At 62.0% G+C, this 19,022-nt stretch carries 22 protein-coding genes; 11 read left to right on the top strand and 11 right to left on the bottom strand.

All coding sequences use genetic code 11. The features are described from left to right. Position 1 precedes the first annotated feature (1 nt). The 4 genes from HP556_RS27310 (at position 2) to trmB (ending at position 4,248) form a co-directional block, all read left to right on the top strand. Positions 2-1,117: a hemolysin family protein gene (locus HP556_RS27310; RefSeq protein ID WP_175369265.1), complete on the top strand. Its 1,116-nt coding sequence runs from the start codon at positions 2-4 to the stop codon at positions 1,115-1,117. Beyond that, on the top strand, positions 1,114-2,721 hold the full coding sequence (gene lnt / locus HP556_RS27315) for an apolipoprotein N-acyltransferase (RefSeq protein ID WP_175369266.1): 1,608 nt from the start codon (positions 1,114-1,116) through the stop codon (positions 2,719-2,721). The genes HP556_RS27310 and lnt overlap by 4 nt, the downstream gene beginning before the upstream one ends. Before the next feature lie 273 nt (positions 2,722-2,994). After that, a complete protein-coding gene (locus tag HP556_RS27320; RefSeq protein WP_068730045.1) occupies positions 2,995-3,411 on the top strand; it encodes a helix-turn-helix domain-containing protein in 417 nt (138 codons plus the stop codon). A 78-nt stretch (positions 3,412-3,489) separates the two neighbouring features. Next, positions 3,490-4,248 carry a tRNA (guanosine(46)-N7)-methyltransferase TrmB gene (gene trmB, locus HP556_RS27325; protein ID WP_175369609.1) on the top strand — a complete coding sequence of 253 codons (759 nt, stop codon included), beginning with the start codon at positions 3,490-3,492 and terminating at the stop codon, positions 4,246-4,248. Positions 4,249-4,276: 28 nt separating this feature from the next. Here the strand turns inward: trmB and HP556_RS27330 are convergent, their stop codons facing one another. Then, the gene (locus tag HP556_RS27330; protein ID WP_120287607.1) at positions 4,277-5,278 is read right to left on the bottom strand and encodes a 2-hydroxyacid dehydrogenase; all 1,002 of its coding nucleotides are present in this window, start codon (positions 5,276-5,278) and stop codon (positions 4,277-4,279) included. A gap of 224 nt (positions 5,279-5,502) precedes the next feature. Here HP556_RS27330 and HP556_RS27335 point away from each other — a divergent pair, with 224 nt between their 5' ends. Both HP556_RS27335 and HP556_RS27340 read left to right on the top strand, forming a co-directional pair. After that, complete coding sequence (locus tag HP556_RS27335; RefSeq protein ID WP_068730049.1) at positions 5,503-6,030, top strand: SH3 domain-containing protein; 528 nt, start codon at positions 5,503-5,505, stop codon at positions 6,028-6,030. A gap of 47 nt (positions 6,031-6,077) precedes the next feature. Further along, positions 6,078-6,824, top strand: a complete 747-nt coding sequence (locus tag HP556_RS27340; protein WP_175369267.1) for an SGNH/GDSL hydrolase family protein — start codon at positions 6,078-6,080, stop codon at positions 6,822-6,824. A gap of 22 nt (positions 6,825-6,846) precedes the next feature. On the opposite strand, the gene irrA is transcribed toward HP556_RS27340, so the two are convergent. Next, complete coding sequence (irrA, locus tag HP556_RS27345) at positions 6,847-7,335, bottom strand: iron response transcriptional regulator IrrA (protein WP_089263317.1); 489 nt, start codon at positions 7,333-7,335, stop codon at positions 6,847-6,849. Between the two features lie 308 nt (positions 7,336-7,643). Here irrA and fabA point away from each other — a divergent pair, with 308 nt between their 5' ends. From fabA to fabI, 3 genes are all read left to right on the top strand, one after another. After that, positions 7,644-8,183 (top strand): bifunctional 3-hydroxydecanoyl-ACP dehydratase/trans-2-decenoyl-ACP isomerase, encoded by a 540-nt coding sequence (fabA, locus tag HP556_RS27350; protein ID WP_210269351.1) that lies wholly within the window; start codon positions 7,644-7,646, stop codon positions 8,181-8,183. An 82-nt stretch (positions 8,184-8,265) separates the two neighbouring features. Further along, positions 8,266-9,492, top strand: a complete 1,227-nt coding sequence (fabB, locus tag HP556_RS27355) for a beta-ketoacyl-ACP synthase I (protein ID WP_068730055.1) — start codon at positions 8,266-8,268, stop codon at positions 9,490-9,492. Positions 9,493-9,496: 4 nt separating this feature from the next. Then, on the top strand, positions 9,497-10,303 hold the full coding sequence (gene fabI, locus HP556_RS27360) for an enoyl-ACP reductase FabI (RefSeq protein WP_120287609.1): 807 nt from the start codon (positions 9,497-9,499) through the stop codon (positions 10,301-10,303). A 6-nt stretch (positions 10,304-10,309) separates the two neighbouring features. Here the strand turns inward: fabI and HP556_RS27365 are convergent, their stop codons facing one another. Continuing rightward, entirely contained in the window at positions 10,310-10,915 is a 606-nt protein-coding gene (locus HP556_RS27365; protein ID WP_089263313.1) for a glutathione S-transferase family protein, read from the bottom strand. Between the two features lie 220 nt (positions 10,916-11,135). Beyond that, on the bottom strand, positions 11,136-13,340 hold the full coding sequence (katG, locus tag HP556_RS27370; RefSeq protein WP_175369268.1) for a catalase/peroxidase HPI: 2,205 nt from the start codon (positions 13,338-13,340) through the stop codon (positions 11,136-11,138). Between the two features lie 237 nt (positions 13,341-13,577). Here katG and HP556_RS27375 point away from each other — a divergent pair, with 237 nt between their 5' ends. After that, entirely contained in the window at positions 13,578-14,483 is a 906-nt protein-coding gene (locus HP556_RS27375) for a LysR substrate-binding domain-containing protein (RefSeq protein ID WP_093757738.1), read from the top strand. A gap of 75 nt (positions 14,484-14,558) precedes the next feature. Here HP556_RS27375 and HP556_RS27380 read toward each other — a convergent pair whose 3' ends face one another. Continuing rightward, entirely contained in the window at positions 14,559-14,930 is a 372-nt protein-coding gene (locus tag HP556_RS27380; RefSeq protein WP_089263307.1) for a ComEA family DNA-binding protein, read from the bottom strand. 101 nt (positions 14,931-15,031) lie between these two features. Continuing rightward, positions 15,032-15,529: an Lrp/AsnC family transcriptional regulator gene (locus tag HP556_RS27385; RefSeq protein WP_175369610.1), complete on the bottom strand. Its 498-nt coding sequence runs from the start codon at positions 15,527-15,529 to the stop codon at positions 15,032-15,034. 136 nt (positions 15,530-15,665) lie between these two features. Between HP556_RS27385 and HP556_RS27390 the strand changes: the two genes are divergently transcribed. Continuing rightward, positions 15,666-16,061, top strand: a complete 396-nt coding sequence (locus tag HP556_RS27390; protein WP_175369269.1) for a nuclear transport factor 2 family protein — start codon at positions 15,666-15,668, stop codon at positions 16,059-16,061. Between the two features lie 3 nt (positions 16,062-16,064). Here the strand turns inward: HP556_RS27390 and HP556_RS27395 are convergent, their stop codons facing one another. From HP556_RS27395 to ccmA, 5 genes are all read right to left on the bottom strand, one after another. Continuing rightward, the gene (locus tag HP556_RS27395) at positions 16,065-16,643 is read right to left on the bottom strand and encodes a DsbE family thiol:disulfide interchange protein (protein WP_175369270.1); all 579 of its coding nucleotides are present in this window, start codon (positions 16,641-16,643) and stop codon (positions 16,065-16,067) included. Next, positions 16,640-16,819 (bottom strand): heme exporter protein CcmD, encoded by a 180-nt coding sequence (ccmD, locus tag HP556_RS27400; protein WP_175369271.1) that lies wholly within the window; start codon positions 16,817-16,819, stop codon positions 16,640-16,642. The genes HP556_RS27395 and ccmD overlap by 4 nt, the downstream gene beginning before the upstream one ends. Continuing rightward, entirely contained in the window at positions 16,819-17,556 is a 738-nt protein-coding gene (locus tag HP556_RS27405) for a heme ABC transporter permease (protein ID WP_175369272.1), read from the bottom strand. Before HP556_RS27405 ends, ccmD begins: the two co-directional genes overlap by 1 nt. Positions 17,557-17,679: 123 nt before the next feature. Further along, a complete protein-coding gene (gene ccmB, locus HP556_RS27410) occupies positions 17,680-18,348 on the bottom strand; it encodes a heme exporter protein CcmB (RefSeq protein WP_175369273.1) in 669 nt (222 codons plus the stop codon). Next, complete coding sequence (gene ccmA / locus HP556_RS27415) at positions 18,345-18,947, bottom strand: heme ABC exporter ATP-binding protein CcmA (protein ID WP_175369274.1); 603 nt, start codon at positions 18,945-18,947, stop codon at positions 18,345-18,347. Before ccmA ends, ccmB begins: the two co-directional genes overlap by 4 nt. Positions 18,948-19,022 lie beyond the last annotated feature (75 nt).

Consider the following 19,022-nt stretch of genomic DNA (forward strand, 5'->3'; position numbering starts at 1 on the left):
GATGCCGGACGGCGACACTAGAAGCGATCATTCGAAGACCTCAAGCAATCTGCCTGCGGTGGTTCACGACGGCGAGGTCATGCGCCCGACGTCGGAGACCTGGCTGACCCGCGCGATCCGCTCGCTGTTCGGCTGGAAGCCGGGCTCGGTGCGTGCCGACCTGCAAGTCGTGCTCGACGCCTCCGCGCCGGACGAGACCGGCTTCTCCACCATCGAGCGCACGATGTTGCGCAATATTTTGGGGCTCAACGAGCGCCGCATCGCCGACGTCATGGTGCATCGCGCCGATATTATCGCGGTGAAGCAGGATATCTCGCTCGGCGAATTGATGGGCCTGTTCGAGAGCGCGGCGCATTCGCGCCTGGTCGTATTCAACGAAACCCTCGACGATCCCGTCGGCATCGTTCATATCCGCGACCTGCTGGCATACATGACCGTGAAGGCGCGCAACGTCGTGCCGTCGACAGCCAAGAAGAAGAAAGTGTTTCCCGCGGGCCTCGACCTGCGTTCGGTCGATCTGGCGCAGACCGTCGTTGACACCGGCATCATACGCAAGCTGCTCTACGTGCCGCCATCGATGCGCGCCATCGATCTGCTCGCGCAGATGCAGGCAGCACGCATCCATCTCGCACTCGTTGTCGACGAATATGGCGGCACCGACGGCCTCGTCTCTATCGAGGACATCGTCGAGCAGATCGTCGGCGAGATCGATGACGAACACGACAGCGACGAGCCGCCATCCATTGTCAGGCAGGGCGACAGCTTCATCGCCGATGCACGCGCCAGCCTAGATGACGTGCGCGCCATGATCGGCGAAGAATTCGAGACCGGCGAAGACGGCGAGGAAGTCGAGACACTCGGCGGCTATCTCGTCACCCATGTCGGACGGCTGCCCGTGCGCGGCGAAGTGATTTCCGGCCCTGGTAATTTCGAGATCGAAGTGCTCGATGCCGATCCGCGCCGCGTCAAGCGATTGCGCGTCGGCCCCCGCAAGGAGCGGCCTGCGCCGCGCGCCCGCGAGCCGCGCCGCCGCGATACGACGTCGGACACCGGCGCAGCACCGTCCAATGACAATGTGAATACGCCTCCATCAGGCGACAGCGCGGGAACGCCGTGACATCACGTAGCCTGCGCTCGATCGCACTCAGCATCATTCTCGCATGGGGTTGGAAGCGCGCAGGCATCGCGCTACTGGCCGGCGCGGTATCGTCGCTGGCAATGGCGCCGTTCAACGCCTGGCCGGTGCTGTTCATCACGTTCCCCGTCGTCGTCTGGCTGATCGATGGCGCCGCCGCCAGCAAGATGCGCGGCATTCCCGCCGCCGCCATGGCCGGCTGGTGGTTCGGCTTCGGCTATTTCGTGCCGGGCCTATACTGGATCGGCTACGCTTTTCTCGTCGACGCGCAGACCTTCGCATGGCTGTTGCCCGCCGCGATCTGCGGCCTGCCCGCCTATCTCGCGCTGTTCACCGCGATCGGTTTCGCACTGGCGCGTCTGCTCTGGACCAAGGATGCCAGCCGCATCTTCGCGCTCGCCGCCAGCCTGACGATCGGCGAATGGCTGCGCGGCCATGTGCTGACGGGCTTTCCCTGGAATGCGTTCGGCTATGCACTCACCGAACCGCTCGCGCTGGCGCAGAGCGCATCGCTGGTCGGCCTCTGGGGACTGACATTTATCACCGTAGCGATCTTTGCATCGCCTGCGGTTCTGATCGACGGACGCTCGCGCACGCAGCGGCCGTGGCTAGCGCCGGCGCTTGCGCTGGTGCTGCTCGTCGTGATGGGCACCTATGGCATGGCCCGGCTATCGCGCACCCCGACGCAGCTCGTCGCCAATGTGAAGCTGCGCATCATGCAGCCGAACCTGTCGCAAGACACGCGCTTCAACTATTCCGCCAAGGCGGATGTCATGAGCAGATATCTTGCGCTATCGGACCGCGCGACCGGTCCGCAGAATTCAGGCGTCGGTGCAGCCAATATCCTGATCTGGCCGGAATCCGCATTCCCGTTCTTCCTGTCGCGCGAACCCGATGCGATGGCGCAGATCGCCAATCTGCTGCCGAAAGGCACCGTGCTGGTCACCGGAGCCGTGCGCCCGCCGGATGCGCCACTCGGCGCGCGCATCACGCAGGCCTATAATTCCATTTACGTGATCGACCATGACGGCAGCATCCTGTCGACCTACGACAAACTTCATCTGGTGCCGTTCGGCGAGTATCTGCCGTTCCAGAGCTTCATGGAGAAGATCGGCTTCCAGCAATTGACCAAAGTCCATGGCGGCTTCATTCCCGGCACGCGCCGGAAGCCAATGGACATTCCCGGCGCGCCGCGCATGCTGCCGCTGATCTGCTACGAGGCGGTTTTCCCGGACGATATCACCACGCGCAACGATCGGCCGGGCTGGATCGTCAATCTCACCAATGATGGCTGGTTCGGGATTTCCACGGGCCCCTATCAGCACCTGCAGCAAAGCCGCGTCCGCGCCATCGAGGAAGGCCTGCCGCTGGTTCGCGCTGCGAACACCGGCATTTCCGTCGTGGTCGACCCCGTCGGCCGCCTGATCGCGCGGCTCGATCTCGGTGTCGAAGGCGTGCTGGATTCGGGATTACCAGCGGCCATTTCGCCGACGGTCTACTCGAAAATCGGCGATATTCCCGCCGCGATGTTTGTCGCGCTCGCGATCATTTTCGCCGTTCGGCGGCGTACGCCGGTACACCACTAGCTTGATACTTGAAGCATTTGATATAGCTTGCAAGCTAGCTTTCGCCGCCTACCGAACAACCCTCTCGATGTGATTGCTTTTTAAGCTAGCTTTGTAAGCTTTATTTCTCACCTATTGAGAAATAAAGGTGCAGTGGCTTAAATTTTCCGCTTAGGAAAATTTGCGCGGTTGTTATAATCCACTAGGATACCTTTGGTTACAACCGAAGCCGCCCTAAATGACGGATTGCCACGCATGATCCGTCTCCCTTGATGTGATCCAGGAGTAATTGAGATGTCGACGAAAGCGCCCAATCCTGTTGACAAATATGTCGGCAGCCGTGTGCGCATGCGGCGCATTATGCTCGGCATGAGTCAGGAAAAGCTGGGCGAAGCCCTCGGTCTGACGTTTCAGCAAGTTCAGAAATACGAGAAGGGCACCAACCGCGTCGGCGCCAGCCGGCTGCAGCAGATTTCGGAAATTCTGCAGGTCCCCGTCTCGTTCCTGTTCGAAGGCGGCCCCGGCGCGATCCATAACGGCGAAGGCTTCGCTGAAGCGTCCTCGCCTGCCTATGTCTCCGACTTCCTCGCCACCTCCGAAGGCCTCGCTCTGACCCGCGCCTTCACGCGCATCACCGATGCCAAGCTCCGCCGCAGCATCGTCGACCTGGTCGAACAGATCGCTTCGCGCGAAGCCCCGGATCAGCGCTAAAATCACGGTAGTTTCAACGGAAATTCGTCATCGCGCCTGATGGCGCCGATGGCGTTTCGGCTGTATCACTCGCGCGCGATGACCACAGCCAATTCCAATCATAACGATCACGATGCCCCCGCTGATGCGGGTGCGTCCACGCCTGCCGAGAGCGGCCATTACACCGGCTCGTTCTTCGGACGCCGCAAGGGCCACAAGCTGCGCGACCATCAAGCCGACCTGATGGCGACGCTGCTGCCGGCGCTCACCGTCGACATCGCACACGCGGCACCTGACGATATCCGCACGCTGTTCGGCACTGAGGTCGAGACCGTGCGTCTGGAGATCGGCTTCGGCGGCGGCGAGCATCTGGTCGCGGAAGCGCTGGCGCATCCTGACATCGGCTTCATCGGCTGCGAGCCCTACATCAACGGCATGGCGAAGATTCTGACGCAGATCGAGGCGCAGAATATCGGCAATATCCGCCTCGTCGCCGGCGACGCCGCTGAACTTCTCACATGGGCACCGGCGCAATCGCTGTCACGCATCGACCTGATCCATCCGGATCCGTGGCCGAAGAAGCGTCACTGGAAGCGCCGCTTCGTACAGGACGCAACACTGGCTGCGATGGCGCGCGTGCTGAAGCCGTCAGGCGAATTTCGTTTCGTGCATGACATTCCGGATTACGTCGCGTGGACACTCTGGCATGTGTCGCGATCGCCGGATTTCATCTGGACCGCAGAGCGCGCCGATGACTGGCGCCTGCCATGGCCGAACTACACCATGACGCGCTACGGACGCAAAGCCACCCGCGAGGGCCGCATCGCGGCCTATCTCATCTTCAAGCTGATCTCGTAAGATAAGCGGCGAGCGTAAGCGCTTCGCCTCACAGCATGTTCGGAAGCACACGATCCGGCGGCTTATGATTGTCGAGGAAGGCACGGATGTTGATGATGACTTTCTCGCCCATCTCGACACGGCCTTCGATCGTCGCCGAGCCCATATGCGGCAACAATACCACTTTGCCGGCGCGCGCGAGCCGCACCAGTTTCGGACTCACCGCGGGCTCATGTTCGAACACGTCGAGCGCGGCACCGGCAATGTCGCCCGACTCGATCAGCTTGATCATCGTCTCTTCGTCGATCACCTCGCCCCGCGCGGTATTGACGATATAGGCGTCCTTGCGGATCAGCTTGAGACGACGTGCTGACAACAGGTGGAACGTTGCCGGCGTATGCGGACAGTTCACCGAGATGATGTCCATGCGCGCCAGCATCTGGTCGAGCGAGTCCCAATAAGTCGCACCGAGTTCTTCGGCGATCTTCGGCGCGACGGGTTTGCGGTTGTGATAGTGGATCTGTAGCCCGAAAGCGCGGGCGCGGCGCGCGACGGCCTGGCCGATGCGGCCCATGCCGATGATACCGAGCCGCTTGCCGCCAAGCCGCTTGCCCAGCATCCAGGTCGGCGACCAGCCCTGCCAGTCCTTGCCTTCGGTCAGGATCGAGGCACCCTCGATCAGCCGGCGCGGCACTGCGAGGATCATCGACATGGTCATATCGGCGGTGTCTTCAGTGAGCACCTTCGGCGTATTGGTGACGGTGATGCCGCGGGCGTGGGCCGCGGTGACGTCAATATTGTCGACGCCGTTACCAAAATTGGCGATCAGCCGGAGCTTGCAGTCGGGGTGCTCGAGCAGCTCTTTGGTGATTTCGTCGGTGACCGTCGGCACCAGCACGTCGGCGGTGCGGGTCGCTTCAGCGAGTTGCTCGGGCGTCAGAGGCGTGTCGTCGAGATTGATGTGCGCATCGAACAGTTCGCGCATGCGGGTCTCGATCGAGTCCGGCAGCTTGCGCGTGACGATGACGAGAGGCTTTTTCTTGACCGACATGTCCTGCTCACTCGCGCTTTGGCTAATCCGTTCAGTCCGCATTAACCCGGTTGTTCGAAACTGCCGCAGCCGCGAATTCACCGTTTCCTCGGGTTCCCCGACACCCTTTTTGGTGCCTTGGCCTTCGGTCCTCTCTAGCAGAAGACCAAGCCAAAACAAGAACCCAACAGGCGCGTGCGGCGCGGCGGCACTTGCGTTCTTTGGATTGGGTTGAGGTGGGGTTGATGGCGTTCCGGCGATTTGCGTGTGCGATGTTGGCGATGGGTACTCTGATCGCGGCAGCAATCGATCCGGCTCTCGCTGCCAAGGACACGCCGCTGGGCGCCAGCGGCCTGCCGGTGCCGCGCTACGTCAGCCTCAAGTCGGATCACGTTAATGTCCGCGCCGGCCCCACCAAGGACAACGATGTCGCCTGGGTCTATACTCGCTCCGGCCTGCCGGTGGAGATCACCGCCGAATACGAGAACTGGCGCCGCGTCCGCGATTCCGAGGGCGCCGAGGGCTGGGTCTATCACTCGCTGCTGTCCGGCCGCCGCACCGCGGTCGTGACCATGAAATCCAAGGACGAACTCGCCTCGATCTACGACAATCCGGATGCGACCAGCGCCGTCGCAGCGCGGTTACAGGCGGGTGTCGTGGCGCAGGTAAAGCGCTGCAACAATGGCTGGTGCCGGGTGATCGGCAACGGCTTTGATGGCTGGATCGAACAGCAACGGCTATGGGGCGTCTACGCCGACGAGAAGGTGAACTGAGCACATCCCGCATCGGGAGCTTGACCTGCGCCGGCGCAGTGGTCGCCATGGCAGCGCTGTCATGGTCCGGCCCGGCTCGTGCGCAATCCGCCACTGAGACGTGTCTGGCTGTGGATCAGCGGCTGTCTGGTGATGCGACCCTTCCGCGCACCGTGGCTGCGCTCAAAACCGGTGGCCCGCTCAAGATCGTCGCCATGGGCTCGTCCTCGACGCTCGGCCTGTGGCAATCCGACCCCGCCAAAACCTATCCCGGCATGCTGCAGAGCGAGCTGCAACACCTGAAGCCGGGACTGCGGCTGGAGGTCATCAATAGTGGGCGGAACGCCGACACGATCCCGGGCAATATCGCCCGCTTCGACCGCGATGTGCTGGCGCATCGCCCGGATCTGGTGATCTGGCAGATCGGCACCAATGACGTGACCTGGCTGCAAAGCGCTGACAGCCTGACCGGCAGGATCGTCGAGGGCATCCGCCTGCTGAAGGCTGACGGCGCCGACGTGATCCTGATGGATCAGCAATACGCGCCCGTCATTCTCGCATCGCAATATTCCAAGATGCAGGCGAGCATAGCTGACGCCGCCCAGCAGGAACGCGTGCCGCTGTTCTCGCGCTTCGAGCTGATGCGCCGTGCAGTGGACGCAGGGCTCTCCATAAGTGCGCTGACGGCCTGGGACGGACTACACAATTCCGCAGCCGGCTACGAATGCACCGGCCGCTCCCTTGCCCGCGCGATCGTGGCGACGACTGCAGCTGGCGAGCAAACGCCGCCGAAAACGGTTCGGCGGCGCAAATAACTTCAGAATTTGGATAAAGCCGTTAGCGCTTTTTGCGCAGACGAACGACCATGTCGATGCGGCTGATCTCGAAGCCCTCGGGGACTTCCGGCATCTTGGTCAGCACGAGGTTCTGGTCCGGAATATCGACCAGCTCGTGGTTGTTCTCGAGATAGTAGTGGTGATGCGAGGTCACATTGGTATCGAAATAGGTCTTCGTACCATCGACGCTGACCTGACGAAGCAGGCCGGAATCCGTGAGCTGATTGAGCGTGTTGTAAACGGTCGCCAGCGACACCGGCACCTTGGCGAGAGTCGCTTCCTCGTACAGCATTTCCGCAGTGAGATGACGCGCGCCCTTGCCGAACAGCAGCCAGCCCAGCGCCATGCGCTGACGAGTGGGGCGCAAGCCGACTGATTGCAGCATCTCATTGACGTCATGCCACGGGCAACCAGTCAAAGCCGGCTGGCGGCCGTGATTGATTTCCGCAACCGCAGCTGCGTCATCCAGAACTGAAACGCTGTCGCTCATATCCACGTCAGTAATCCTGCCGTTCACGCTCAAAAAGAACACTGAATTAGCCTTCTATTATAGAAAGGCGGGGCCTCAGATGCAAGGTTTTCGCAACTAGGAGCCATGCATCAGAAGGGATGCTTCCGCAGTGCATCGCAACATGGTCAATAACCCGCCAAAAGCAGGCGATCCGCCGCTTTGCCGCCCCATAAGCCTATGATAGAGAGCGCCCAACCGGGGCAAGTTCCCGTGTCATTTGGAACAATTCTATATGTGGCGACTCCACCCGGGGTAGCTACCACCATCGATGGACCCAGAAAGCCGGCATGATCCAGGAACAACGCAACAGCTACGCATATGAAGACCTGCTGGCCTGCGGCCGCGGCGAGCTGTTCGGACCAGGCAATGCTCAATTGCCGCTGCCGCCGATGCTGATGTTCGACCGCATCACCGAGATCACGGCTGATGGCGGCGAATTCGGCAAGGGTCTCGTGCGCGCTGAACTCGACGTCAATTCGGACCTCTGGTTCTTTGCCTGCCACTTCAAGGGCGATCCGGTCATGCCGGGCTGCCTCGGCCTGGACGCCATGTGGCAGATGGTCGGGTTCTTTCTGGGCTGGTCGGGCGGCATCGGCCCCGGTCGCGCGCTCGGGCTCAGCGAGCTGAAGTTTTCCGGCCAGGTTCTCCCGAACGTCAAAAAGGTCGTGTACACCATCGATATCAAGCGCGTGATGCGTTCAAAATTGTGGTTGGGGATTGCCGACGGCTCGCTTTCGGCCGATGGCGAGATTATCTATCGCGCCAAGGACCTGAAGGTCGGCCTGTTCAAGCAGGAAGCACCTGCCGCATTGCAGCCGGGAACGTGATCTACCGGGTGCCATTCAACGGCGGTCTCCGAGGGGGCGACCGCCAGTTCCACAACAACGTAATTCAAAGGGCGAGGCGATCATGAGGCGGGTTGTCGTCACGGGGATGGGCATTGTCTCATCTATCGGAAACAACACTCAGGAAGTGCTTGCGAGCCTCCATGAGGCAAAGTCGGGCATCACACGCGCCGACAAATACGCAGAGCTCGGTTTCCGTTCGCAGGTGCAAGGCGCACCGACCATCAATCCGGCCGATGTGATCGACCGCCGCGCGATGCGCTTCCTCGGCGAAGGCGCCGCATGGAATCACATCGCCATGGAACAGGCGATCCAGGACTCCGGTCTCGAAGAGTCGGACATCTCGAACGAGCGCACCGGCATCATCATGGGCTCGGGCGGACCTTCCGCACGCACTATCGTCGAAGCCGCGGACATCACGCGAACGAAGGGTCCGAAGCGCGTTGGTCCGTTCGCGGTGCCGAAGGCGATGTCCTCGACGGCATCCGCCACGCTCGCGACCTGGTTCAAGATCAAGGGCGTGAACTATTCGATCTCTTCGGCCTGCGCGACCTCGAACCACTGCATCGGCAATGCCTATGAGATGATCCAGTGGGGCAAGCAGGACGTCGTATTCGCCGGCGGCTGCGAAGAGCTCGACTGGTCGCTCTCGGTGCTGTTCGACGCCATGGGCGCAATGTCCTCGAAGTATAACGACACCCCATCGACGGCCTCGCGTCCCTATGACGTCAGCCGTGACGGCTTCGTCATCGCCGGCGGCGCCGGCGTGGTCGTGGTCGAAGAACTCGAGCATGCGAAAGCACGCGGCGCCAAGATCTATGGCGAAATCATCGGCTACGGCGCCACCTCGGACGGTTACGACATGGTCGCCCCGTCCGGCGAAGGCGCAGAGCGTTGCATGAAGATGGCGCTGGCCACCACCGGCGGCATCAAGATCGACTACATCAACCCGCATGCGACCTCGACGCCAGCCGGCGACCCGCCGGAAATGCAGGCGATCCGCAACGTGTTCGGCACTGGCGAGAAATGCCCGCCAATCTCGGCGACCAAGGCTCTCACCGGCCACTCGCTAGGCGCCACCGGCGTGCAGGAAGCAATCTACTCGCTGCTGATGATGCAGAACGGGTTTATCTGCGAGAGCGGCAACATCACCGAACTCGATCCGGTGTTCGCCGACATGCCGATCGTGCGCAAGCGCATCGACAATGTGAAGGTCGGCACCGTGCTGTCGAACTCCTTCGGCTTCGGCGGCACCAACGCCACGCTGGTCTTCAAGCGGATGGACGCATAACGCGATGCCATCACTGATGCAGGGCAAGCGCGGATTGATCATGGGCGTCGCCAATGATCATTCGATCGCGTGGGGAATCGCCAAGGCCCTGCATGCGCAGGGTGCCGAACTGGCTTTCACCTATCAAGGCGATGCGCTTGGCAAGCGCGTCAAGCCGCTGGCGGAATCGCTCAATGCGGATCTGATCCTGCCCTGCGACGTCGAGGACATCGCCAGCGTCGATGCTACGTTCTCTGCGATCAAGGAGAAATGGGGCAGCCTGGATTTCCTGGTCCACGCCATCGGTTTCTCCGACAAGAACGAACTCAAGGGCCGCTACGCCGACACCACGCGTGCGAACTTCTCGCGCACCATGGTGATCTCCTGCTTCTCCTTCACCGAAATCGCCAAGCGCGCGTCGGAAATCATGAAGCCCGGCAGCGCCATGATCACGCTAACTTTTGGCGGATCGACCCGCGTGATGCCGAACTACAATGTCATGGGCGTTGCCAAGGCCGCTCTCGAAGCCTCGGTGCGTTATCTCGCATCTGACTTTGGCCGCCAGGGCATTCGCGTCAACGCTGTGTCGGCTGGCCCGGTACGTACACTGGCCGGCTCGGGCATCGGCGATTCCCGCGCGATGTTCGCATTCCAGCAGAAACATTCGCCGCTCGGCCGTGGCGTAACACTGGAAGAACTCGGCGGCACTGCGCTGTATCTGCTGTCGGATCTTTCCGGCGGCGTGACCGGCGAAACGCATTTCGTCGACTCCGGCTACAACATCATCTCGATGCCGCATCCGGATGCGTTGAAGGCAGAGGCAGGCGAGTAATTCGCCTTACGTCTTTTCCCCCGACGCAAATTCCATCGCACGCTGGAAGGCCGGACGGGCGCTGCAACGATCGAGATAGCGCTCGAACGCCGGGCGCGACGGCACCATCTTGAAATTGCGCACGGCAAAGTTCAGTCCTGAACCGATGGCGATATCGGCGGCAGAGAATTGTGCGCCAAGAATCCATGGACCTTCATCAAGCGCGGCTTCGAGCACATCGAACACGCGCTGCGCATCGCCCCAGCCCGCGGCCACCGGATTCAGCTCCATCTTGGTCGCGATCTGTGCGATCGCCGGTTCGATACAGCCCGGCGCAAAGAACAACCAATAGAGATATTTCGCGCGATGAGAATCGCCGAGTGGAGGTGCCAGCTTCGCCTCGGGATAGCGCTCGGCCACATAAGCGCAGATTGCCGCAGCCTCGGCCATGGTGGCGTCGCCATCCTGCAGAGCCGGCACCTTGCCCATCGGATTGACGGCGAGGAATTCCAGCGTGCGCTGCGCACCGGTGGAGATATCGGTCAGCACGCGCTCATAGGCGACGCCGGTTTCCTCCATCAGCCAAAGCGCCGTGAATGAGCGCGAGCGCGGCGACCAGTAGAGTTTCATCATCTGGAGATCCTCCGGAGAAACATTTTGCCATTTGTGCGGGGATTCGGAGAAAGCTGCAAGACACAGAGCGCTCAGACTCTTCGAAACTCTCATCGCCGCGAAAGCGGGATCCAGTAACCGGCAGTGTCAGTGATGACAGTTGAGTATGACGCGGCGCGACAAGAAAAAGCCCCCGCGACATAGTCGCAGGGGCTTTCATATTCACGATGGCGGGCCGAGGTTACTCAGCCGCCTGCAGTATCGGCTTCTCGACAAGATCGAAACGATCCGCGTTCATCACCTTCACCCAAGCCTTGACGAAGTCCTTCACGAACTTCTGCTTGGCGTCGGCGCTTGCATAGACCTCCGCGAAGGCACGCAGCTGCGAGTGCGAACCGAAGACCAGATCGGCGCGTGTACCGGTCCACCTGACTTCGCCGCTCTTGCGATCACGTCCCTCGTACACATTGTTCGAGCCATCGACCGCCTTCCACTCCGTGCTCATGTCGAGCAGGTTGATGAAGAAGTCGTTGGTCAACGTCTCCGGTGTCTTGGTGAAGACACCGCGCACGGACTGCCCGGAATTCGCACCAAGTACTCGCAAGCCGCCGACGAGAACCGTCATTTCCGGAGCAGTCAGCGTCAGCAATTGCGCGCGATCCACCAAAGATACTTCGGCCGGTACGGCCGACGTGGCCTTGAGGTAGTTACGGAAGCCGTCCGCGACCGGTTCCATCACCTCGAAGGATTCCACATCGGTTTGCGCCTGCGAGGCGTCGCCGCGCCCCGGAGAGAACGGAACGGTCACATCCAGGCCAGCATCCTTCGCGGCTTTCTCGACCGCCGCGCTGCCGCCGAGGACGATCAGGTCGGCAAGCGAAACCTGCTTGTCACCAGATTGCGCCGCGTTGAACTCCTTCCGGATTCCATCGAGCACCTGCAACACCTTGGCTAGCTGAGCCGGCTGGTTGACCTCCCAGTCCTTCTGGGGGGCCAGACGGATACGCGCGCCGTTGGCACCGCCACGCTTGTCGCCACCACGGAAGGTGGAGGCCGAAGCCCAGGCCGTGCTGACCAATTCGGACACGGTCAGGCCCGATGCCAGCAGCTTGGCCTTGAGCGCAGAGACGTCGGTGTCGTCGATCACCGGATAGTCAACCGCAGGGATCGGATCCTGCCAGATCAACTCTTCCTTGGGCACTTCCGGACCGAGATAACGCACGCGCGGACCCATGTCGCGATGAGTCAGCTTGAACCAGGCCCGAGCAAAAGCTTCAGCGAAGGCCTGCGGATTCTGCAGGAAGCGGCGTGAGATTTTCTCATAGGCCGGGTCCAGACGCAGGGACAGATCCGTCGTGAGCATGGTCGGCTTGTGCTTCTTCGATGGATCATGCGCGTCGGGGATCACTTCCTCGGCGTCCTTGGCCTCCCACTGGATGGCCCCACCGGGGCTGCGGGTCTGCACCCATTCATACTTGAACAGGTTCTCGAAGAAGAAGTTGCTCCACTGCGCCGGCGTCTGCGTCCAGGTGACCTCAATGCCGCTACCAACGGCGTCTGCACCGGATCCAGTACCGTAGTTGCTCTTCCAGCCCAGGCCCTGCGCTTCCAGGCCGGCAGCTTCAGGCTCCGGACCCTTGTGGGACTCAGGCGCAGCGCCATGGGTCTTACCGAAGGTGTGACCGCCGGCGATCAGCGCCACGGTTTCCTCGTCGTTCATCGCCATGCGCTTGAAGGTCTCGCGGATGAAGCTGGCGGCCGCTACCGGATCGCCGCTGGCACCCGGACCTTCCGGATTCACGTAGATCAGGCCCATTTCCGTGGCACTGAGCGGAGCTTCGAACTTGTCGAGCGACCGGTGGGACAGCCACGTGGATTCGGGACCCCAATTCACGTCCTGATCAGGCTCCCAGACGTCGGCACGACCGGCCGCGAAACCGAAGGTGCGAAAACCCATGGTCTCCAGCGCCACGTTGCCGGTCAGGATCAGCAGGTCGGCCCACGAGATCTTGTTGCCGTATTTCTGCTTGATCGGCCACAGGAGGCGGCGTGACTTGTCGATGTTGACGTTGTCCGGCCAGGAATTGAGCGGAGCAAAACGCTGCTGACCGCGACCGCCACCGCCACGGCCATCGCTGAGCCGATAGGTACCAGCGGCGTGCCACGACATGCGGATGAACTGCGGACCGTAATGTCCGAAATCAGCCGGCCACCAGTCCTGCGAATCGGTCATCAGCTTGCGCAGGTCGTTTTTCAACGCCTCGTAATCGAGCTTCTTGAATTCCTCCGCGTAGTTGAACGCATCGCCCATCGGATCGGACAGCGACGAGTGCTGGTGGAGAATCGACAAGTCTAGCTTGTTCGGCCACCAGTCACGATTGGCCCGGGCAGCGGGGGTATGCGCAACGGGGCACTTGCCGGCGCCATTCTCATTCGTCGTGTCCATCAGTCTCTCCTTCTGGCTGTTTGGAATATGAGCGGTCCCAGGCAACACCGACATGCCGGATCGCCTTCAAAAACCCGCTCAAATTTCCCAAAAGCTGTCTAATTTCAATTATCTGCCGAATTCCTCGGCAAGCTTGGCGCTTACCCTAGTCAGACTTCGTGACGAGAGATTGGAAGAATTCTTAGATCAGGTCCAGTCGAATTGTCTTCGACTCTGGATCAGTTTATCTGATGGTCCATGATTACGCTCCGCCAGCTCCGCTATCTCGCCGCGCTCGCCAAACACGGCCATTTCGGCCGCGCGGCCGAGGCCTGCAACGTCACCCAGCCTGCGCTGTCGATGCAGATACGCGATCTCGAACGGACGCTGGGCGTCAAGGTGGTGGAGCGCCGGCCCGGCGAGGTGATGCTGACCGATGTCGGGCGCGAAGTGGCGCGGCGCGGCGAGGACGTGCTGGCGGCCTCGCGCGACTTGGTGGACTTTGCGCGGCATCGCGGCGGACTCTTAACCGGGCGGCTGACGCTCGGCGTGATCCCGTCGCTGGCGCCGTATCTGCTGCCGCGGATCCTGCCGGTGCTACAGAAACAGTTTCCGGAATTGCGGCTGGAGCTGCGCGAGACGCAAACCAGGCAACTGGTCGACGATATCAAGTCAGGCGCACTCGATGCCGCGATGCTGGCGCTGCCGCTTGGTGAGCCTGAGATCGATACGGCCAAATTGTTCGACGATCTGTTCCTGCTCGCGGTGCCGGCAGACGATCCCCGCCCGGCCGACAAACGCATCAAGGCGATGGAGATCGACCAGAGTCGATTGATCCTGCTGGAGGACGGCCACTGCCTGCGCGATCAGGCTCTGGCCTTCTGCGCCACCGCAGCGCGCGGCCATCAGTCTGGCGGCAACGGCATGGCCTTCGCTGCGTCCAGCCTCTCCACGGTGATGCAGATGGTCGCCAGCGGCTATGGCGTGACGTTGATCCCGCAGATCGCCGCCGATGTCGAACAACGCGACCAGCGCGTCAAATTCCTGCGGTTGGAGAATCCGCAGCCCGGCCGCACCATCGGCCTCGCCTTTCGCCGGACGTCTCCGCGCAAGGCGGACTTCGCCGCATTGGGCGATGTGGTGAAGGACAGCGTTATCGGCTGATCGTGATGGACCGCAAAAGAAAACGCACCGGCGCGGCTGCGCCGATGCGTTTCCGGACGAGCGAAGCGATCGCGCCTAGCTCTTCTGCTTGGCGATGACCTTGTCCTTGATGCCGTCATAGGTCTTCTCGGGCACGATCTTCTTCTGCACGAGTTCGTCCTTGCCCTTATACGGACGGCCTTTGACGATGGCCGCCGAATAGGCCTTGCCGATGCCGGGCAGAGCCTCGAGCGCCTCGACACTCGCCGAGTTGAGATCAAGCAATTCAGCCTTCGGTGCCGGAGCCATCTTCGATTCGCTGGCAGGCGCCATCTTGGATGTGGCGGCCGGAGCCATCTTGCCGGCGGGAGCAGCAGGCTGCGGCGACTGCGCCATCGACGGCGCGGATGCGAGCAGACCCAGAGTGAGAGCGGCAGCGGTCAAAGTAGCAAATTTGAAATGGCGCATCGTGGTGTCCCTCCAAGGACGGTTAAGTAACGCCATCAAGCTAGCTGCGGATTCATGGCGCCGCCATGGCGCGAAAATGAACCGCAGATAAAAGCTGAAGTTTATTTCGCGCCTACTTCGGGAGCGACTGGTTTCAAGTGTTCGAGCGGGAGCTGCGCGCCCGCCTTCAGCGTTTGAATCGCGATATTGCTCCGCACCTCGCGCACGATGGACAGGTTGAGAAGCTTGCCGACAAGAAAACGTTGATAGTCGGCCAGTTCGGGCACGACGACTTCAAGGAAGTAGTCGGACTCACCCGATACGAGATGGCACGCGACCACCTCGGGCATCTCCACGACGGCCTTCTCGAAAGCGATTGCACGCTTGTTGGCCTGCCCGTCGATCTTCACACCGACGAAGGCCGTAAACCCCAATCCAACGCGCTCACGCCGCAACGCCGCACGGTATCCATCGATGTATCTCGCTCGCTCCAGGTTCTTGACCCGCCGCAAGCACGGCGACGGCGACAACCCGACCCGATCGGCCAGTTCGATGTTACTCAGGCGGCCGTCGGCCTGAAGCTCCGTGATAATTCGGCGATCAATATCGTCCAACTGGATTTCTGATCCACCAATCTAAGGTCAGTAAAGGACCATTCGTTGCGCGAGTGCGCTCGATATTAGCCAAGTTCGCAAGGACATGCGCAGGGGTCAAGTGTCATCGTCGGACTCACTCTCCCAAAGAAAGAGCATCCCGATGCCCGACCGACTGATAACGCAATCACTGCTCGATGCCGTCGAATGCTACTTCGACCTGATGTTCGATAACGACGTCTCGCATTTCGATCAGGTATTTGCCGGAAGTGCACAACTGCATGGACTGCGCGACGGCAGCCTACGTTTGCTGCCGGCCGCAGACTACAAGGCGATGCTGGCCTCTACACCATCGCCAAAGAGCAAGGGCGCGCCGCGCGAACAGGCGGTGTTGCTGGTGGACTTCGCCGCACCGACCCAGGCGCTGGTCAAGGTTCTCGTCCGGATCGATACGCTCTGGTATTGCGACTACCTGTCCTATCATCACATCGGCGATGCCTGGCTGGTGACCGCGAAGTCGTTTCATATTGCCCGGCGGCTCGAGGCGACCGATCAATAGGCGTCAGGACCCTGCCTGCAGTGCCTTGTCGATCTCGACTTTCAGCACGCGCTCGTAATTTTCCTGCGTGATGCCACCGACCATCTTGTAGGCGATGCGGCCGTCGCGGCCGACGATGAAGGTTTCGGGCACGCCATAGACGCCCCATTCGATCGCGGCGCGGCCGTTGCCGTCGACGCCGACGATGCCGAACGGATTGCCGTAACGACCGAGAAAGCGGCGCGCGTTGTCCGGTGCGTCCTTGTAGTTGATGCCGACCAGTTGCAGCCGTTTGTCCTTGCCGAGTTCTGTCAGCAGCGGTGCCTCCTCGTGGCACGGCACGCACCACGACGCCCAGACATTGACGAGACTGACCTTGCCCTTAAAGGCCGCGGGATCGAGGCCCGGCACCGGCGCGCCGCTATCGGTGAGGCCATCCAGCGCGGGCAACGCCGTCTGCGGGGCGGCGCGGCCGATCAATGCCGAGGGCAGTTTCGCGGGGTCGGCTCCGAGCCGAAACCAGAACAGCGCCGCGAGCGCGGCAAAGATCAGCAGAGGCAGCGCGAGCATCCAGCGGCGCTTCGGAGTGGCTTGCGTGGTCATGTGAGATCCGTCGCACCACGACCCGAGCGCCGCGCCGCGCCGGAGGATTCCAACTCATGCAGCCGCGCGCGGACGCGACGATGATCGATGGCGATCCACACGATGAGGATCAGCACCACCGCTGCGACCAGCGCGTAGGACGTGACGATGAAAGATGCGTAGGGACCAAGCGCCATCACGGGAGTGCCACCGGCTTTGAGGCCTGCAGCATCTGCAGCGCACGCAGGCGGCGCCGCAGGATCTCGTTACGCATGGCCGCGAGATGCAGTGTGATGAACAGCAGCGAGAATGCCACCGCCATCACCAGCAGTGGGATCAGAAACGACTTGTCGAGCGACGAGCCGCCCATCTTCATCACCGACGCAGGCTGATGCAGCGTATTCCACCAATCGACCGAGAACTTGATGATCGGAATATTGATGGCGCCGACCAAGGTCAGCACCGCCGCGGCGCGCGCCGCCCGCGACGGGTCTTCAACGGCACGCCACAGCGCGATCAGGCCGAGATACATCAGAAACAGAATGAGCACCGAAGTCAGTCGCGCGTCCCATTCCCAATAGGTGCCCCACATCGGCCGGCCCCACAGCGATCCCGTGACCAATGCGAGAAAGGTGAAGGCCGCGCCGATCGGCGCCGCCGCCTTGGCTGCAACATCGGCGAGCGGATGCCGCCACACCAGCGTGCCCAGCGATGCCACACTCATGACGCCCCAGACGAACATCGATAGCCAGGCGTTCGGCACATGGATGAACATGATCTTGACGGTGGCGCCCTGCTGATAGTCATCGGGGGCCATGGCCGACTGATACAAGCCGATCGCAAGCAGAATGCCCGTCGCCATCGCCAGCCACGGCAGGATGCGGGTGGCGAGCGACAGGAACCGGGTTGGATTGGCGAGTTCGGTCAGCGTCATGGCATTTCCAATAGTCGCGGCTCTGTCCGCGATCAATGCAACTTATTCTCGTTCAACACGGCTCGCGACGAGTTGACCCAGGTCAATCCAGTGTCTCAGCCTGTCGTGATCCATCCAACTGTCTCAATCCAGTCCATGCCGCAGGCTCGCCGCCGCCGCGAAAGGCCCGATCACGAGGCTCGCCAGCGATAGCGCGCAGAGGATCGAGAATGGCGTCGAGAATGACAACTGTCCGGCGATGGCCGCATTGGAGGCCGCAACGCCGAAAATCAGCACCGGGATCGACAACGGCAACACCAGCACCGCCAGCAAGAGCCCGCCGCGCTGCAGCGTCACCGCCAGCGCGGCGCCAATCATGCCGGTGAAGGTCAGCGCCGGCGTGCCCGCCAACAGCGTCAGGGCGACCGCCAGCGTCGCCGGCCCGTCGAGATTGAGCAGCAGCCCCAGCACTGGCGTCGCGGCGATCAGCGGCACGCCCGCGGCCAACCAATGTGCGAGAGCCTTGGCAGCGCAGGCGAGTTCCAGTGGCGTCCGGCTCATCAGAATGAGATCCAGCGAGCCATCGTCGTGATCGGCAGTAAACAACCGGTCCAGCGTCAGCAGGCTCGCGAGCAGCGCCCCGAGCCATAGAATCGCCGGCCCCAGTCGTGCCAGCAGCGCCAGATCCGGCCCCAGCGCGAAAGGCATCAGCACGACAACCGTCAGAAAGAACAGCACACCGATCAGCGCCCCGCCGCCGACCCGGACGGCAATACGGATGTCACGGCGAATCAACGCGCCAAGGGCACTCACGCCTCGCCCCCGATGCGCAACTCCCGGGCGGGAATGCCGAGCGGACCATGGGTCGCGGCAATAACCAGTCCGCCCGATGCGAGATGATCCGTCATCAGCCCCGCAAACACTCGCTGGCTGGCGAGATCCAGCGCTGCGGTCGGTTCGTCGAGCAGCCAGATCGGCCGGCGGACGGTCAGCAGACGCGCAATCGACAGCCGGCGACGCTGGCCGGCCGACAAGAAACCCGCGGGCAATGCTGCGGCATGGGAGAGACCTACTGCTGCAATGCACGTGGCTGGATCGGCCGGCGTGCCACCGAGGAAGTCGGCCCAGAAGGTCAGGTTTTCCGTCACCGTCAAAGCCGGCTTCATGGCGTCGCGGTGGCCCAGGTAATGGGCCAGTTCGGCAACGGTCATTTCGCCGTCGCCGCCCTCGAGAGCGATGGAGCCCTCGGCCGGCGCCAGCAGGCCTGCGATCAACCGCAGCAATGAGGTTTTGCCTGCCCCGTTAGGGCCAATGACCGCCACTGCCTTGCCTGCCGTGGCATCGAAATCGAGCCCGGCGAAGACTTCGCGGCCGCCCCGCAGGCATCGTAAATTGCGCCCCGAGAGCCGCATCTTAACCCTTCCATGACCATCTGATTTGGCTCAGAGGTCGCCGCGGCGTTGTTGCATCATTTCGCAGGGCTGCAA

This window comes from Tardiphaga robiniae, assembly GCF_013359755.1.
In the GTDB taxonomy this organism is placed as follows: domain Bacteria; phylum Pseudomonadota; class Alphaproteobacteria; order Rhizobiales; family Xanthobacteraceae; genus Tardiphaga; species Tardiphaga robiniae.